At 39.1% G+C, this 16,904-nt stretch carries 14 protein-coding genes, 1 tRNA gene and 2 pseudogenes; 5 read left to right on the top strand and 12 right to left on the bottom strand.

Annotated features, from left to right (window positions below; all coding sequences use genetic code 11):
• Positions 1-98 precede the first annotated feature (98 nt).
• Complete coding sequence (locus tag VB711_RS07120) at positions 99-1,016, bottom strand: histone deacetylase (RefSeq protein WP_323285123.1); 918 nt, start codon at positions 1,014-1,016, stop codon at positions 99-101.
• Between the two features lie 399 nt (positions 1,017-1,415).
• Between VB711_RS07120 and VB711_RS07125 the strand changes: the two genes are divergently transcribed.
• Positions 1,416-2,426, top strand: a complete 1,011-nt coding sequence (locus tag VB711_RS07125) for a mechanosensitive ion channel family protein (protein WP_323285143.1) — start codon at positions 1,416-1,418, stop codon at positions 2,424-2,426.
• 65 nt (positions 2,427-2,491) lie between these two features.
• Positions 2,492-3,373 (top strand): alpha/beta fold hydrolase, encoded by an 882-nt coding sequence (locus VB711_RS07130; RefSeq protein ID WP_323285124.1) that lies wholly within the window; start codon positions 2,492-2,494, stop codon positions 3,371-3,373.
• 181 nt (positions 3,374-3,554) lie between these two features.
• Here VB711_RS07130 and VB711_RS07135 read toward each other — a convergent pair whose 3' ends face one another.
• The 4 genes from VB711_RS07135 to VB711_RS07150 all read right to left on the bottom strand — a co-directional run bounded on the left by VB711_RS07135 (position 3,555) and on the right by VB711_RS07150 (position 7,567).
• Positions 3,555-4,991, bottom strand: coding sequence for a polysaccharide biosynthesis/export family protein (locus tag VB711_RS07135; RefSeq protein ID WP_323285125.1), 1,437 nt, complete (start codon positions 4,989-4,991; stop codon positions 3,555-3,557).
• A gap of 505 nt (positions 4,992-5,496) precedes the next feature.
• Positions 5,497-6,480, bottom strand: coding sequence for an ABC transporter ATP-binding protein (locus VB711_RS07140; protein ID WP_323285126.1), 984 nt, complete (start codon positions 6,478-6,480; stop codon positions 5,497-5,499).
• Between the two features lie 114 nt (positions 6,481-6,594).
• Positions 6,595-7,206, bottom strand: a complete 612-nt coding sequence (gene hisB / locus VB711_RS07145) for an imidazoleglycerol-phosphate dehydratase HisB (protein WP_323285127.1) — start codon at positions 7,204-7,206, stop codon at positions 6,595-6,597.
• 289 nt (positions 7,207-7,495) lie between these two features.
• A tRNA-Thr gene (locus tag VB711_RS07150) sits at positions 7,496-7,567 on the bottom strand.
• Positions 7,568-7,600: 33 nt separating this feature from the next.
• Here VB711_RS07150 and VB711_RS07155 point away from each other — a divergent pair.
• A complete protein-coding gene (locus VB711_RS07155) occupies positions 7,601-7,873 on the top strand; it encodes a DUF3493 domain-containing protein (protein WP_323285129.1) in 273 nt (90 codons plus the stop codon).
• Positions 7,874-7,889: 16 nt separating this feature from the next.
• Here VB711_RS07155 and VB711_RS07160 read toward each other — a convergent pair whose 3' ends face one another.
• The 4 genes from VB711_RS07160 to VB711_RS07175 form a co-directional block, all read right to left on the bottom strand.
• Positions 7,890-9,527 carry a DUF1565 domain-containing protein gene (locus tag VB711_RS07160; protein ID WP_323285130.1) on the bottom strand — a complete coding sequence of 546 codons (1,638 nt, stop codon included), beginning with the start codon at positions 9,525-9,527 and terminating at the stop codon, positions 7,890-7,892.
• A 407-nt stretch (positions 9,528-9,934) separates the two neighbouring features.
• Positions 9,935-10,537, bottom strand: a complete 603-nt coding sequence (locus VB711_RS07165; protein ID WP_323285131.1) for a hypothetical protein — start codon at positions 10,535-10,537, stop codon at positions 9,935-9,937.
• Positions 10,538-10,579: 42 nt separating this feature from the next.
• Positions 10,580-11,605, bottom strand: coding sequence for a glucokinase (locus tag VB711_RS07170; protein WP_323285132.1), 1,026 nt, complete (start codon positions 11,603-11,605; stop codon positions 10,580-10,582).
• Between the two features lie 183 nt (positions 11,606-11,788).
• Complete coding sequence (locus tag VB711_RS07175) at positions 11,789-12,436, bottom strand: histidine phosphatase family protein (protein WP_323285133.1); 648 nt, start codon at positions 12,434-12,436, stop codon at positions 11,789-11,791.
• Between the two features lie 120 nt (positions 12,437-12,556).
• Between VB711_RS07175 and VB711_RS07180 the strand changes: the two genes are divergently transcribed.
• Together VB711_RS07180 and VB711_RS07185 are read left to right on the top strand one after the other, a co-directional pair.
• The gene (locus tag VB711_RS07180; RefSeq protein ID WP_416233566.1) at positions 12,557-12,859 is read left to right on the top strand and encodes a Uma2 family endonuclease; all 303 of its coding nucleotides are present in this window, start codon (positions 12,557-12,559) and stop codon (positions 12,857-12,859) included.
• 211 nt (positions 12,860-13,070) lie between these two features.
• Positions 13,071-13,427: pseudogene (locus VB711_RS07185) on the top strand (Uma2 family endonuclease); the annotation flags it as partial.
• Positions 13,428-13,734: 307 nt separating this feature from the next.
• Here the strand turns inward: VB711_RS07185 and VB711_RS07190 are convergent.
• The 3 genes and pseudogenes from VB711_RS07190 to VB711_RS07200 all read right to left on the bottom strand — a co-directional run.
• Complete coding sequence (locus tag VB711_RS07190; RefSeq protein ID WP_323285134.1) at positions 13,735-14,022, bottom strand: ribbon-helix-helix domain-containing protein; 288 nt, start codon at positions 14,020-14,022, stop codon at positions 13,735-13,737.
• Positions 14,023-14,066: 44 nt separating this feature from the next.
• Complete coding sequence (gene recJ / locus VB711_RS07195; protein WP_323285135.1) at positions 14,067-16,118, bottom strand: single-stranded-DNA-specific exonuclease RecJ; 2,052 nt, start codon at positions 16,116-16,118, stop codon at positions 14,067-14,069.
• 652 nt (positions 16,119-16,770) lie between these two features.
• Positions 16,771-16,904, bottom strand: a pseudogene (locus VB711_RS07200) (IS5/IS1182 family transposase); the annotation flags it as partial.

The raw sequence follows: 16,904 nt of genomic DNA on the forward strand, positions 1-16,904 counted from the left end.
GCGTAAGTCCTAAAATTTTTATTTTCTTAATTTCTCATTAGTCCACGCAGGTGGACTTTGTTTGTGTAGCAGTGAATTATATTCGCCGCTTTCTTTGTTCAAAGTCGAGATTGATGATAAACTTGGCTGGCTGCACGATGTAGTAGGGAGTGACGGTAAACGAGAGATTTGATATCATCAGCATAGCCGCCACCAATAACGCAAGCCACTGGATAACCTGCGTTGACACAGGTACTTAAAACTTGCATTTCCCGGCGAAATATGCCAGTGTCAGTTAGAGCTAGTTTACCAAGCTTATCGCCTAAATGGGTATCAACTCCCGCATCATATAATATTAAATCTGGGTTGATTTCTGTTAATAAATCTGGTAGGTAGTTAGCCAAGGTTTGCAAATAAGCATCATCTTCCATACCAATGGGGAGAGGAACATCTAAATCACTGGTTTTCTTTGTACCGGGAAAGTTAACTTCGCAGTGCATAGAGAAAGTAAAAACGGTTTTGTCATTTTGAAAAATAAAGGCTGTACCATCTCCTTGATGTACATCTAAATCGACAATCAAGATTTTTTTTACAAGTCCTAATTGTTGTAAAACGCGAGATGTAACTGCTAAATCGTTGAAAATACAAAAACCAGACCCATAACTAGGAAAAGCGTGATGAGTTCCACCGGCAGTATTACAAGCTAAACCATGATTTAAAGCTAATTTAGCCGTGAGTATTGCACCACCTACTGCAATACAGGTACGATTTACCAAGGCTGGACTCCAAGGTAAACCAATACGTCGCTGTGATTTAGGTTCTAACGTTCCCTGACAGTAAGCTTGAACATAGTTGGAAGTGTGTACCAATTCAATTAATTCTGGTGGTGGACGTTCAGGAGTATGAATTTGTTCTAAATTTGCCACCCTATCAGCTAACAACAATTCATAGAGTAATTTAAATTTAGACATCGGGAAACGATGACCAGGAGGCAGTGGAGCGATATAATCTGGATGGTAAATAATTGGTAAATCCATTTTTTTTAGTATATTTATTCAAATTAGAATTTACGCAAGATGTGACTGAAACTCTTATTCTTTGGTAGCGGTAATTCATGAATTACCACTACTTTTGTGATGTTTTCAGTAAGTCCTGTTAATATAGGGTTTTGAACGCCTCTATTGAAAAAAACAGGTAGCTTTTTTGACTTTGTAAACATTTTTTTAAAATATCTTTAGCAGATTATAATGCCATAACAGGGTAAAATACTGATTCTATGTGAGGCTATCCTATATTCAGCTAGAGGTAATTCATGAATTGCCCCTACAATGTGTACTTCTCCTTCTTATCGTCGCGGTTTATTTAAAAAGATTCATTTTTATGAATCAAATAGAATAACCATATCTCAATTTGTAGTTTTTAATTACATTTTAATCATGATTGAATGGATTACGCCAATTATATTTATTGTAGCTGGTTTACTGGCTGGCATAATTGGAGAAAAAGTATTTTTCAAAAAACTCAGAACAGTTGTTTCTAAACGACAAATACCTGGCAGTGAAATTATATTTCAATCTCTGCACAGAATGACCTTCATTTGGTTTGTTGTTGCAGGGTTTTTCTGGGCAATTCTCAGTTCACCTCTAAAACCAGATATTGCAATTTTTCTCCAGAAATGTATAACTATAATTTTTCTATATTCAGTCACCTTAGTTTTAGCTAGACTCACGGCTGGTTTTGTCAACATATTTATTCAAAGAACCGAAGGAGTTCCTATATCCCTAATTTCTAATTTGGCTAAAATCGCTGTTTTAATTTTGGGGACTTTAATTCTATTGCAAACAGTAGGTATTCAAATTACCCCAATAGTTACGACTTTAGGAATTGGTGGTTTAGCGGTAGGTTTAGCACTGCAAGATACTCTGGCTAATTTATTTTCTGGGTTCTATTTAATTATGTCTCAACAGGTGAGAACCGGAGATTATGTCAAATTAGATGATGGTAATCAGGGTTATGTCACAGATATCACTTGGAGAAATACAACGATTAGGGAATTTTCTAATAACGTGATTATTATTCCTAATTCTAAGCTGGCTTCAACGATTTTCACTAATTATCATTTACCTGCCAAAGAAATTACTTTAACAATTAATGTGGGAGTAAGTTATGATAGCGATTTAGAATTGGTGGAAAAGGTAACGGTAGAAGTTGCTAAAGAGGTGATGAAAGAAATCGCCCCGGCATTAGTTGACAATGAACCATATATCAGATTTCACAACTTTGGTGATTTTAGTATAGATTTTACTCTTTATATGCGCGTTAGTGAGTTTTTTGACCAGAGGATCGGAAAACATTTGTTTGTCAAGAAGCTACATAAACGCTATCAACAAGAAGGTATTAAAATTCCCTTTCCTGTTAGGGATGTTTATGTGCAGAAAAATGACTAAATCAAGAATTTTTAAGTATGGTAGAATATTACAATAAGATAATAATACTTTAGGAATCTTAACTAATGACGATAACTACCCAGCAATTACCAACTTATGAAAAACAGGTTTGGACTTGGCAAGGTTACAAAATACAATATACTGTAATGGGTGTAGGTCGCCCTCTGGTGCTGGTTCACGGCTTTGGTGCTTCCATTGGTCACTGGCGAAAAAATATTCCGGTGTTAGCTGGTGCTGGTTATCGGGTTTTTGCTTTGGATCTTTTGGGGTTTGGTGGTTCTGACAAAGCAACTATTAATTATAGCATGGATGTGTGGGTAGAACTACTAAAAGATTTTTGGAATGCACATATCCAAGAACCGGCGGTATTTGTTGGTAATTCAATTGGCGCACTTTTGAGTTTAATGGTGTTAGCGGAACATCCCGAAATTGGGGTTGGGGGTGTGTTAATTAACTCTGCTGGGGGATTGAGTCATCGTTCCCATGAGTTGAACCCGGTGTTGCGGTTGGTGATGGGTACTTTTAATAAGTTGGTGGCTAATCCTGTAACTGGTAAATTCGTGTTTAACCGGATTCGTCAAAAGTCCCAAATCCGTCGCACACTTTATCAAGTATATCGCGATCGCTCTGCTGTAACCGACGAACTTGTAGATTTACTTTATACTCCATCCTGTGACCCAGGCGCGCAACAGGTTTTTGCTTCTATCCTCACCGCACCCCCAGGACCCACTCCAGAGGAATTATTAGTTAAAATATCATCTCCTTTATTAGTAATTTGGGGTGCGGATGATCCTTGGACTCCAATTTCTGGAGCTAAAATTTACGAAGAAGCCCAAGAAAATGGCCAAGATATTAAAATTGTACCAATTCCTGGTGCAGGTCATTGTCCCCATGACGAAGTTCCAAATATTGTTAATGGTGAAATTATCAAATGGTTAGCTAGGTAATAGGAGTACCCCTGTTAAGGTGTACGAAGAAATGAACTAATAAAAGGCTGAAACCATTGCTGAATGTGGGTTATATGCCTAACGGCACGCTACGCTATCAGCAAGCCCTAAATAAACTGAAAAACAGGGACAGTAAACCATCCCTGTTAGAATAAAATAATGATTAATTCAGATAAGTTGCCTAGAAACCGAACAATCTGAGTAAGTTCACGATAATACCTAAAGGACTAGCGATAATATTCAAGCTATCACTGGTCTTAGCTATTCCCGAACGGCCGACAACGACAACATCATTATTGCGAAGGATAGGATTTGTTTGATCATTAATTTCTTTAGAAAAATCAATCTTCACTACCCGTTTAGTAACAGTTCCATTGGGATTCAAACGAATTAAATCTACAGCTTTACTACTAGCTCTAGCATCATTAAATCCACCAGCAGCCAGTAATGCTTGATTTAACGAACTATTTGGCTGTAGAGATGTTAAACCAGGTTTTTTCACTTCACCGACCACTCCCACTTGAATTGTTGCCGGTGATAAAGTGGTGGTTGCTAATTCAGTGGCTTCTGCGGTGTTAATATTAGTTGCAGTGGGGACAATAATGGTATCTCCATCTTGCACCAGCACATCTTGGTTAATATCACCAGTTTTCAACAATTCCCAAAGATTAATATCTATAGTTTGTTCTGAATCAATTCTGGTTGGTCGTCGTAATTTGATATTCCGAACATCTGCTTGAGATGTAATTCCCCCAGCTAATTGTAGCGATCGCATGACTGTTGGTAAACCACTGGTCAGCGCCCCTACACTGTCACCACCAGGCGCACCAGCAGTTGTCGTCACCAAATAAGAACCAGGACGGTAAACTTGACCAATTACCGCCACAGTGCGGGGTGCATTGGGACTAGCAGCAAAACTAGAAGCAAATAAATTCCGGGCTTCTGCAATGTTTAAACTGGTTGCCGTGGGTACAACTATGGTGTCTCCATCCCGTAAGGTAATATCTAGGGGGATATTGCCTGTTTGAGTGATTTCTTTCAGGTTAAGAGTAATGGTTTGCTGACCAGAACGCCCTACTTTCCGCCGTAATTGGACTTTAGTTACATCTGCTGCTAATGTTACCCCTTGGGCTGTGGTCAATCCAGCTAGTACGGTTGGATATTGCACCCCTGGATTGTTACCTGCTCCACCTTGTAAACTCAGGGTGTAAGCTCCAGGACGTGTCACTTCTCCAGCTACAAAAATATTAATGGGACGTGGGGACAATAGGTTAACAGAAATCAAAGGACGTTTGAGAAAGCGAGCATATCTTTGAGAAATTTTGTCAGCGGCCTGCTCGGTTGTTAGTCCAAGGACAGATACACTACCAATTAGAGGTAAGTTAATTGAACCACCAGGAGGAACTTGATACTCTCCCGTATATTCTGGTACTTCAAATACGTTGACTCGGACAAGATCACCGCCACCCAATAGATAGTCTGTAACTATTGTCTGGGTGTTTGAAGCTGCTTGTTTCTCCGCTAGGCTCACAGATGGCAAAGCTATATTAACAGTAGTTAAGATCGCCACGCCCATAATTGGATGAGCTAGAAATTTCCACAAATTCTTATTAAGCATATTTACCTTAGACTCTGAAACTACTATTTTTGAAGTAATGTTTCAACATTTTACCGTTGACTTATACTTAAATATTTAAATTACCCAACACTCTTATTTTCAGGCAAATTTTTAGTTTTCCGGGTAAGACTTATTGGTTTTATTTTGAATTTTTAGCAAAGTTAGTTTAATGGTAAAGTGCAACATTTTTCCAAGGGTTGAGATCAAGGGGAAAAGGATTTGATTTTTTTCTGAGATTTGTATAGGGTGGTGTGCCACCCGTGAGGCTTTAAGAGACTTCCAACTAAAAAAATATCCCATCGTTATGACGGCAGGGGTGCAGGGAGCTTTCTAGCAGGGGGAAGAAAAGTCGCTTTGATTTGGTGAAATTGGATCATCTTTTTTGTGGAGTTCTCTAAAAGCATCTCAATTAACAACAGCCATGAAGTAAATACCACCTTAAAGCTCAATTAATCAGGAAAATATGATCAAGTTAGTTTAAAACAGGTGCTAAGTTTTTAACCAATTAATCATGGGATGAAGTTTTGGCAGTGGTTTGTTCGATAAAAAATTCTTCCAGAGATTGACGAGATAGGTTCATGGTGATGATTTTTCCTCCCATTAACCGGAGACTGGCCAGAAAATCATAATAATCGTCTTGTAATATGCCTTGCCAAGAACCATTAGATATAAATTCTAAACTAGATATCCATTTTTTGAGAATTTCGCTGTCACCCCCTTGACCTTTGACGTGATATGTGGTTTTGCTATCTAAGAGTTCGTTGAGAGAACCAGAGCAAATTAATTGTCCTTGAGCTAGGATAGCAACGCGATCGCAAATTTGTTCGACTTCGCTCAAAATATGGCTGTTGAAAAATATCGTCTTCCCCGCAGCTTTCAGCGATAAGATAATTTCCCGCATTTGGTAGCGTCCCAGGGGGTCGAGTCCAGACATGGGTTCATCTAAAAATACCAAATCTGGGTCATTAATTAATGCCTGAGCCATAGCGACCCGTTGTAACATTCCTTTAGAATAACGACGCAGGGTTTTTTTGCGGGCATCAGTTAGGGATAAACCAACCAATTCTAGAAGTTGGGGAATGCGTTGACGTTGGATGTTCTGGGGAATTTGGAACAATCCAGCAGCTAACTCTAAAAATTCCCAACCGGTCAGATAGTCGTACAAGTAAGTGTTCTCTGGTAGGTAGCCAATACGTTGTTTAACAGAGCGATCGCCCAGTGGTCTACCTAGCAACAATCCTCTGCCAGAAGTGGGACGAATAATCCCTAGCAAAAGTTTCAGCAGTGTGGTTTTACCAGCACCATTGGGTCCCAATAAACCAAAAGTTTCCCCTTGGTGAACTTGTAAAGAACAGCTTTTGAGGGATACAATCTTTTGATTTAGCCAAAATCCCGTGCGATAGACCTTTCGTAACTCAGAAGTTAAGACTACTAGCTGAGTGTCTGTAGGGTTCAATGGAGAATCAAATGTATCTACAACAGACTTCATCTCAATTAATTTTAAAAACTACCAAGTTTGTATTTGCAGGTTTTCCCATAGATTTGTCATCGCTTGCACTTGACGCGCGTTAATTATCTCCTATTTACCAAATTTACCTCCGTATTATAGAACACCTTTTGAACTGGGAATTGTTCCAACCCGACGCGGATCGATTTCTACAGCCATTCGCATGGCTCTAGCGAAAGCTTTAAATGTTGCTTCAATAATATGATGAGAATTAATACCATCTAATTGGCGAATATGCAAGGTCATTTGGCTATGATTTACTAAAGCCACAAAAAATTCTCGCACTAATTGAGTATCATAAGTTCCCACCCGTTGAGTAGGAATATTTAAACCATAACTCAAATGAGGTCGTCCAGAAAAGTCTAAGGCTACTTGAACCAAGGCTTCATCTAAAGGAGCAAGAAAATTACCAAAACGAACAATACCTTTTTTATTACCTAATGCCTGGTATAAAGCCTGTCCTAAAGTAATGCCTACATCCTCATTGGTGTGGTGATCATCAATTTCCCAATCTCCTTGAGCTTGAATATCCAAATCAAACAGTCCGTGGGAAGCGATTTGATGCAACATATGATCTAAAAATGGAATACCTGTTGAGGTTTGACAAATACCTGTACCGTCAAGATTGATGGTGACATTTACATCGGTTTCGCCAGTGGTACGGTGAACGGTGGCAATGCGGGGAGTTTGAAGATTACTGATTTCCATGGAGATGAGGCAGATAGGATGTACTACTTGCTAGGCTTTTTTGATCTGTGACAGTTCAGGGTGCGGAATGTGGGTTTCAACACCCCTCCGGGAGTGGGGTGGGTTGAAAGACGTTCATGTAATAATACGAAAAAATTTTTAGGTGGGTTGAAATATCAGCAGGCCTTGGGTTTAATTCTGACAGAGCCTATAATAATAAGCAAAGTATTGACCGTGAGAGACAATAATTTGGCAACGCGGTCAAATAATCTGGCAAACGACAGCGACATATAATTTGCGAACGTACAGAAGCCGATGATGGGATTTGAACCCACGGCCTGCTGATTACGAATCAGCTGCTCTACCACTGAGCCACATCGGCGTACACAGCTAACTATTATAGCATCATTTACCCATGATAGATCCCAATTCCCAAAATCGGCCTGATTCCAAACAATATGCCCGCCTCAAAGCTGAAATTTCTGCCCCTTATCGTGGCTTGCGACAATTTATCTATATTGGAGTTGGTGCTTCTGGTTTTATTGGTGCATTTGTTTTCTTTTTTCAGGTATTAGCTGGCAGAAATCTTGACACAGCTTTACCTAACCTAGCACTGCAAATAGGCATTATAGGTCTAATCATATTCTTGTGGCGATGGGAACAGCGTCCGCTGAACCCACCGAAATAGATCAGACAACTATTAACTATTGTGCAGTTACCAAATAAGGAGAGGTAATTGCCGGCGCTCTGCCAGCATTAACCAGAGCTTGGTAAACAAAGGCCGCAATTTCTGCCCTTGTAGCCTGACGATTAGGGGCAAGCTGTTTAACGGTAGGATAGTTAATTACCAATTGGCGAGAAGTTGCCGCCGCGACTGAAGCAGTGGCATAACTGGGAATTTGGGCAGCATCACTGTAAAAGCTGAGAATATTCTGATTATTGGCAGTTAAACCCAACCCATTGGCTAAGGCAACTAAAGCCTGTACTCTAGGAATTTCTTGTTGTGGTTTAAATGTATTATCAGGATAGCCTCTGAGAAATGTACTTTGGGAAGCTGATCTAATCGCTCCATAAGCCCAAAAATTGCTTTTCACATCTTTGAAATCTGTAGCTGCACGTTGAGGAGAAGGATTAAAAGCTTTGGTAATAATGGTAGCAAATTGGGCGCGAGTTACAGGCTCATTAGGCTTGAAACTTCCATCAGGAAAACCAGCAATAATATTTTGGGAAGCTAGGGCTTCAATATAGCCTTTAGCCCAGTAACCTGTAGGAACATCCTGGAAGGCTACAGGACCACCAGCAGGTGGTGTAACGGTTGCGGCAACAAACTCCACTGACCCAAAAATCCGCTTTTGATCAATATCGTTGCCTATAGCCAGAATTTTTTGAGTTTTGGTGGCATTGTTGAGATCATAACGTTTGTTATTGCGGATTAGGTTGCCACCAGGATTGTCATTAGTGCCAAGGTTGGGAAGCCCATTCACAGTTGTGACAATACCATCTCGTGTATTGTTTTGAATTACATTCTGACGTAGGATAGGTCGAGCAGATTCGGAGATAAAAATACCATCTGTGTTTTCGAGGATTTGGTTTTCTGCTATTAGGGGTGTGGAACTACCACCAATTGCTAAACCAAAACCTGTATCTTGGAATAGGTTTTGGCGAATTTCGCCTTGAGCCGATTTAGCTATGGAAATACCGTTGCCTTTATTTTTCATAAAGACATTATTTTCAACTTTGGGATTGGCGGTACCTGTAACAAAAATACCTTCTCTGGAACTATTAATAAAGGTATTATTTTTGATAGCTGGGTTGCTGGACTCGACCCATATCCCAGTCCCCCGTGAGTTAGGGTTGGTAACTGTAACGCCTGAGATTGTGGTATTATCGTTGGCTAAGATCGTAATATCTTGTCTGGCAAAGGTGCGGCTGGTGTAAAAACCACCACCTGTAATTACTGTTCCTTGACCTTTTGCTGATTCGTTACCTGTCAGGCTTATTCCTGGTTTTAGTAGGAGTGGGAAGGTTTCTCCACTGTTTCGGCTATAAGTTCCACTAGCTAGTTGAATTATTGTACCGGGTTGGGACTGGGAGATAGCAAAGGTAATAGTTTTATAGGGAGCGGCTTCTGTAGCCCCAGCACCACTTATATCTTGACCGGTGGCAGGGTTGACGTAAATAATTGTTGCACCTACTGGAACTTGCGCTGTTAAGATTGGGTTAGCACCTGCGTTTACCTCAGCGGGTATTAGTACGGAACTACTAGAAATAACTAATAAAGCTGTGAGGCAGGTTCGTAAGGGTAATTTAGAAATGGGAAAACCCTGATGTTTGATTTTCATTTTAGTATTGGTGGTAGTGGTAAATTTCTGTACTTTTAACACAGTCTAAGTTAACAGATGTTGTGTGATTTGGCATAGGAGCTTTGTCCCCTTTTCCAATTTTCTTAACATCGTGTTCATTTTTTCGGGTGTTTATGTGTAGTAACGTAGGTTGCTAGTTAGATCAAATGAGGTGCGTCAGAAACTTAAAATTAGTGATTTTAGTCTAAATTATTCTGTCTGACGCACCCTACAGACTACTACAGACTACAAAATATCCGATAAATTCATAACTAGCAACTTGAGTTAGTATAGAAGTCACTGATTGATAAAAAATTCATTCATGTTCATGGGTGGATGGGATTGTAGTAATGTAAGTTATCTTGATCACGGGCGATCGCATCAGAACTTCAATGGATGGACAAGATTTACTTTTTTAAAACCAATTGAAAAGAATCTAAATACCCCACAATAGTTTTTTCTAAAGTAGGTTTCTGCTTTTTAGAAACTATAGCCATGACTTGATATAAACGTCCTTCTGCAAAATACATCCTGGCTTTGGTAATTTTACCAGCAGAGTCTACATACTCGATTTCCTTGCCTGGATGACCGTTAGAACTACGAATATTACGCTGGTTGACTAAATTACTTCGAGTAGCTTTTAAAGTATTATCCCGGGCTTGATTAAGAATTGTTTGGGGTTTGGCCATTTGAGCATAGTTAAAAGGAAAACTATTGTAAGTTACTAAATAAACAACTTCCTGTTGGGGAGGTTGAGCGACAAACATTTCTAAATTTATTTTCCCCATATAGGTTTTTTGAACTTGAGTTTTCTTTTTAGGTCTTCCTGGCATTAAAACACTAAAACTCTTATCTGGAGGAGTAAATACCTTCCATTTTGGCTGCACTACTTTTGGAACAGTTGGTTTCTTTTGAGAAGTTGCAGGTTTTGGTGGACGCACTTCAGCGAGAACATGGCCACTGTAGACAGAAGCAACAGCAATGAAAGGTAATAAAAATCGCATGGTCATAGTTTTAGCATTTGTAGATGCAGAGATCACTGTTGCTGATATTTATAACCTAGAGGCACACAACGCCGCACCAATTAACCCTACTTGTTGATTAAGAATTATATGCACCGGTATTTCTTCTAGGATGGAACGCATTCGGCCTTTTTGGGTAAAGTTTAACAGAAAATTGCTTTTTTGCATCAGGGGCAGGATTTTAGGGGCGATGCCACCGGCAATGTATAATCCTCCGTAAGGTAGGAGTTTGAGGGCTAGATTACCGGCTTCTGCACCGTAGGCCTCGACGAATAGCTGCATGGTTTGTTCCGATAGGCGATCGCTCTGGGCTAGTGCGGCCATACCAATCATTGCACCGGGATCTACGGTTTTTTCGCTTTTACCTGCTTCCTGTTCCCAAATTCTCACCACTTGAGCAATATCTGGTGATTCGCTGGCTAATTGTCTATCTCGCAAAAATTGGTAAATAGAAGTAATCCCCAAGCCAGAAACGACTCGTTCCACAGAAACTCGTTGGATATCATGTTTATCCAACAGATATTTCAACAGTTGAAACTCTAACTCAGTACGGGGGGCAAAATCGGCGTGTCCACCTTCGGAAGGGAAGACTTGATAATGATTGTCCTGTTTAATCAAAAAACCTTGTCCTAAGCCAGTCCCAGCCCCGATAACTGCCATTGGCGCTTCTGGTTGGTGTAACCCTGGTTGTAAGGTCAGCAAATCTTTTTTGCTTAAACCAAAAATTCCATAGCCAACCGCAGCAAAGTCATTAATTAAGGAAATAGCAGGAATGCCTAATTGTAGTGATAATCTGGTTGTATCCAAGTACCAGGCTAAATTCGTTAATTTGGCAGTATTATTAACTACGGGTCCAGCGATCGCAAAACAGGCTTTTTCGGGTATGGGAGAATTAGCTGTAGCCAAAAACTTTTGTACCATCGGCACTAAATCGGCAAAATCCCCACTGCGAAAACTCTCTTGATGCAGTGTAATTAAACTCGATGAATCTGAAGATTCCACCAGTCGTAAAATAGTTTTCGTTCCACCGATATCTCCTGCTAGTAACAAAGTCATAAAATTTATCAGCTAGTTAATCTTTTTTTGTTTCGCGCAAAGTCGCAAAGAAATAGATTCAGGACTTACGCAAAATATTTCTCAAAACCTCATTTCTCTGTGAACTCTGTGCCTCTGTGGTTTGTTTTTCAGTGACTTGTGCGTAAGTCCTAAGATTGTAGGTAGAAGTTCCCATGAATTTAATTAAGCAAATCGCACCACTTCTTCAATTTGGCTTAAATGAGAAGTATCTCCTTTTAGTTCTAGCAACCATTCTGAATCTTGGCGCACAACTTTTACTAAGGAACATAAGGAAGCCTTAACTTCACTTTTAGCAATTTCCCCTACTAGACCCATTGCAGACCCCAATACAGAAGCTCCATGTGCTACAAGTAAGATATCATCGGGAAAGAACTCAGCAGCGAGACATCTAGCAGTTTGTCCAGAACGTTGGCGGACTTTTTCCTGAGTTTCGGGGTATTGTGCGGCAATGCGGGAAGTGTAGCTAATGTCAATCCGGGGGAATAATTTCGCTAAAACTGGAGTTGACAGTTTTTCGGGTTCTTCGGTCATCCACTCAATATTTAGCCATTCACTCAAACCCGTTTCTAGTTTAATCGGTAAATCTAGAATTTCTGCAACTGCGTTAGCCGTTTGTACTGTTCTGAGAAAAGGGGAAGCAAAAATATGGGTAATTTTTTCTCCTTTGAGTCTGGTAGCTAATTGTTTGGCTTGTACCATACCATCATCTGATAAAGGTGGATCATAGCGTCTCTCGGCGGTGAGAAACCAATCAGGGTTTACAAAATCAAGGCGGTTGGCGTGTCGTGCTATCCAGATTATTTGATTCATGGGTGAATTTAATTTTACAGGTATAAGTAGTTAGATGGCGATCGCTGCTGCAAATCTCAATATAGAATATAAGTGTATTATTTAGGGAACAAAGAATGTTTCCTCTGACGAAGGTAACTTATGCTTCAAGTGTTAAAAAACTCAGTCACCTTTGAACAATTCCTCAGCGAATATAGTCACAACCCCCGCTATGAACTTGCAGACGGAGAATTAATTGATATGGAACCCACCGGACCCCATGAAGCCGTCGGTGGTAAACTGGCAACTCAACTGGGTATTACTATTACTGCTGCCCAACTTCCCTGGGTTATTCCTCGCACTTGTTTGATTCGTCCTTTCGCCGAAACTGCCACTGCCCGCCGTCCTGATATTGTGGTACTAACTCAAGTTGCTAGTTATCTAGTTGAGGTTGATCATTGGTAAGTAATTTTTTGTTTTAATCCAACACGGTTCAGTTGAGCCTGAAATTCTTTTTTAAACGAACCACAGAGGCACAGAGGACACAGAGAAATGAGAAGAACAAATTTTTGACTGAACTGTATTGTGTTTTAATCCTGTAAATCCTTTAATCCTGGACATCCTGTATCCCTTACGGGAGGCGTTAGCCATATCAGACATTTTCTCTAACTAGCAACTTACGTTACTAGATGAAACAGTGCTTCACAATGAACCTTTCTGGCAACAAGAACCAGTTATTGTCTTGGGACAATCAATTAAATTAGTGGTTGAAGTTGTCAGCACTAATTGGGAAACAGATTACGCGCGTAAAGTTGAAGAATATGCCTTATTAGGTATTCCTGAATATTGGATTGTTGATTATCGGGGATTAGGTGGCGTTGTGTTTATTGGCAAACCAAAACAACCTACATTTACTGTTTGTCAACTGATTGGAGAAGATTATAGCCAGCAACAATACCGTCTTGGTCAATCAATAATATCTCCTCTTTTACCATCTCTTCAACTTCGTTTTGATGATATTCTGCCCCGATAATTGATATAGTAGTATCATTAAACTCAATTTAAGAAAATTATAATGTATTTATGTAAGTTGCTAGTTAGATCAAATAAGGTGCGTCAGAAACTTAAAATTGGTGATTTTAGCCTAAAATATTCTGTCTGACGTGGTTGGTGAGCTTGCCGAACCACACCCTACAGACTACTAATTCGCTAATGATATTAGTATCACACAAAAAATTCATTGCAGGTATTAAAAAAACAAATTAGTCCGGTCTTGACGAGAGGGAATTTCTAAGAAATAATCTTCTTCAATACAGATTTGTTGGAGTTCTTTAACATCATCAGCTAACATTTTTGGGTGTTGCTGAGTGAAGTACGATTTTATTGCACGCAGAGACGCAGAGGCGCAGAGAGTAAGAGTTTGGGAGATAGAATTTTTGACTTTCATACCTTAATTCAGCAACGCCCATTTTTGTTTGTTTAGCTTGTTCTAGATTTTCTTGGGGATAATGGAGCCAATTTTCTATACTACTGCGTAATAATTCTTCTGGGGAAATACCATTTTCCTCTGCTATTTCTTGCAGTTTTTGTAATTGCTCATCTGGAATGTTGATAGTGATAGCAGCCACAGCAATTTCTCCTGAGATGTCAAAAAGTAAAGTTTTGTAGAAGTTTACGACAAAGATTGTATCGCAGCTTGGATAATTTCATTATAAGGTTTTTTAGATAAATCAACTTTTTTGGCTTCTTGACGATTTAAACCCAAAAGACCAATATTATTTCCTGATTGCATGACTAATATTTTACCTTCAGAGTTTTTAATTCTTAATTCTGAACCCAAGTCATTTTGATAAATCCCACAACTATATTGACGTTGCTGATGTTCAAAAGTGCCGCGTGATGGTTTTGATGGTAAAGTAAAAAATGGGGATGGATGATTTGCCAGCCTCACACCTATTAATTCCATTTCAATATTTGTATTACCATTAAAGTTATTTTCTCGTAGTTTGTAAGCAATATCTAAAGCAGATGGTAGAGGAAAATAGTCACCCCAACGCCAAGCGATCGCTTTAATTTCATGTCTGACATTTTCGACGATTTGTGTTAAAGTTAATTTAATATGACCTTTGCCGACAATTTTTTGTTCAACTACTTGTACATTAGCCGTCCAAAACACAGGATCAGGGTTTTCAATTCCACAAGGATGAAGGATATTTAGTTGTTGATAAAGTTGTTGATTAATTTGATTGAGATTGGCTTCAGCATCTATTTTTAGCAGTGGTTTTAGGTGTTGGGGTTCTAAACATTGATTTGCAAATTTAGCTAAACGCGATCGCCATTCTTGTAAATTCTCTGCTGGTAAGGAAAATCCCCCCGCAGCTTTGTGTCCCCCATACTTACCTAGCAAATCATCACAATATTCTAAAGCTTCAAAAACGTTAAATTCAGGTATTCCCCTCGCTGAACCGCGAATGATCGTTTCATTTTCATAAGTACCAATAAAAACGGGTACACCATAGCGTTCTAACAACCGAGAAGCAACAATGCCAATTACACCATGATGCCAATTTTCTTTAACGATAACTAATACTCGGTCTGTTTGTAAAGAGTTTATATACAAATCTTCAACAATAGCGATCGCTTCCTGTCCAATTTCTTCACACATCTGCTGACGTTGGATATTGGTTTGTTCACACTGCATTGCTCTTTCTATTGCAACTCCAAAGTCATCGGTAGTCAGCAATTCAATCATAATCTGTGGATTACCAATTCGACCAATCGCATTAATTCTCGGACCCAAGCGAAACCCAATATCTTCAGGTTTCAAAGATTTTCCATTTTGACTTTTTTCTCCTGCTTCAGTTGCTTGCACACCAGCTATTTGAATTAATGCTTGTATTCCTGCTAATTGTGATTTAGGTAAAAGCTTTAAACCACGTTTTACCCAACGACGATTAACACCAACTAAAGGAGCTAAATCTGCAATAGTTCCCAAGGTAAATAATGCTAACATCGGGGCAACTAAACCCTTAATTTCCCCTAATTGTTGCGCTAAACACACCGCCAAAATATAAGCCACACCCACACCAGCTATACCCCGATAAGGTGAAGATTCAGCGATTAATTTAGGGTTTAAAATAGCGTTAGCTGGTGGTAACTTTTGGGGGATATCGTGATGGTCGGTAATAATCACCTTTAGACCGAGTTCTCTAGCTCTAGCAATGGGTTCAAAAGCTGATATACCATTATCTACAGTCAGAATTAAACCCACCCCTTCCCGCTCAAATTCTTCCACAATGCGTTGATTAATCCCATAACCATCGTGCATCCGGCTAGGTATGGCATAATCAACATTAGCACCCAAAGCGCGAAGACTACGCAACAATAAAGCCGTGCTAGTCATGCCATCAGCATCATAATCACCGCAGATAGCAATTTTGGTTTCCAGAGCGATCGCTTCCTGCAATAATTCTACACTAGCTGCCAAATCTGGAAAATCTTCCAACGGTGAAGGCAAAATTAAAGATTCAGGATCTAAAAATAGTTGTGCTTGTTCAGGGGTTTCAATACCCCGATTAATCAACAATTGGCTAATAATTGGGGATATATTGAGTAAATCTGCCAGATTTTGAGCTAATATCTTATTTTCTGGGGCAATTTGCCAGCGTTGATTAGGTAAGCGCGTAGTAGGTTTAACGATTTCAGTTATAGATTGGTCTAACACAGTTCAAGTAAAAAGTTTTTAACTTATAATTCATAACATTTATACTGTCACTAAAACAAATTTAATACGCATAATACCCAATACTCAGATCCCCGATTCCTTCAAGCCCACATTCCGCACCCCAACTGTCACAGGGGTGGAATTACATAGACAAGAAATAAAACTGAGAATAAAAAATAACATATTTTTGAGAAAATACATTGGCAAAAAAGAAAAACGCCAAAAATGGGATCAAAATCCATTGTCAATAAGGAGCAACAAGAATGAACACCACCCAGAGGGAGAAAAAGATAAATAAATGAAGATATTCAAGATACAGATTATAAGTTAGACTAATAAATTGAAGTAAAAAACGAAATTATAGACAAAATTAATGAAGAGAAGAATTAAGTGGCTAATTGATAAGACCTCTTGAAAAAATATTTTATGCTATAATAAACGGTTAAGCTTTAGTTTGTTTTCCTATTGATAAAGTTGTCAAAATACCTCAGTTTTTTGAGTAGTTGAGTGAGATTGAACTGCTTACAGCAGTTATTCGCTATCACTATTATCAAAAATCCTAAAAATAGGGTAGCACAAAATAGTTCAGCTAATTGTTAAAAGCTCAACGTTTATTCTAGTTTATTCTAAATTAATAAGTTTTCAGGGGAAATTAATTCGCTAATTCGTAATTATAAAGACCCGTAATTAAGTTGGCTCTTAATCCGAATCTTCGATGTCTGTTACGATAGGGATAAGAGAGAATTTTAAAAATCTTTAACCGACGATTAATGTGTTCTATTGTAC

It is taken from the genome of Cronbergia sp. UHCC 0137 (assembly GCF_034932285.1).
Classification (GTDB): Bacteria; Cyanobacteriota; Cyanobacteriia; order Cyanobacteriales; family Nostocaceae; genus Cronbergia.

Excerpts from the sequence above, each read along its gene's own strand:
- VB711_RS07125 (WP_323285143.1), top strand. The coding sequence starts at position 1,416 with ATGATTGAATGGATTACGCCAATTATATTTATTGTAGCTGGTTTACTG.
- VB711_RS07170 (WP_323285132.1), bottom strand. The coding sequence starts at position 11,605 with ATGACTTTGTTACTAGCAGGAGATATCGGTGGAACGAAAACTATTTTA.
- hisB (WP_323285127.1), bottom strand. The coding sequence starts at position 7,206 with ATGGAAATCAGTAATCTTCAAACTCCCCGCATTGCCACCGTTCACCGT.
- VB711_RS07180 (WP_416233566.1), top strand. The coding sequence starts at position 12,557 with ATGCTTCAAGTGTTAAAAAACTCAGTCACCTTTGAACAATTCCTCAGC.
- VB711_RS07155 (WP_323285129.1), top strand. The coding sequence starts at position 7,601 with ATGATAGATCCCAATTCCCAAAATCGGCCTGATTCCAAACAATATGCC.
- VB711_RS07140 (WP_323285126.1), bottom strand. The coding sequence starts at position 6,480 with ATGAAGTCTGTTGTAGATACATTTGATTCTCCATTGAACCCTACAGAC.
- VB711_RS07160 (WP_323285130.1), bottom strand. The coding sequence starts at position 9,527 with ATGAAAATCAAACATCAGGGTTTTCCCATTTCTAAATTACCCTTACGA.
- VB711_RS07130 (WP_323285124.1), top strand. The coding sequence starts at position 2,492 with ATGACGATAACTACCCAGCAATTACCAACTTATGAAAAACAGGTTTGG.
- VB711_RS07120 (WP_323285123.1), bottom strand. The coding sequence starts at position 1,016 with ATGGATTTACCAATTATTTACCATCCAGATTATATCGCTCCACTGCCT.
- VB711_RS07165 (WP_323285131.1), bottom strand. The coding sequence starts at position 10,537 with ATGACCATGCGATTTTTATTACCTTTCATTGCTGTTGCTTCTGTCTAC.
- VB711_RS07175 (WP_323285133.1), bottom strand. The coding sequence starts at position 12,436 with ATGAATCAAATAATCTGGATAGCACGACACGCCAACCGCCTTGATTTT.
- VB711_RS07135 (WP_323285125.1), bottom strand. The coding sequence starts at position 4,991 with ATGCTTAATAAGAATTTGTGGAAATTTCTAGCTCATCCAATTATGGGC.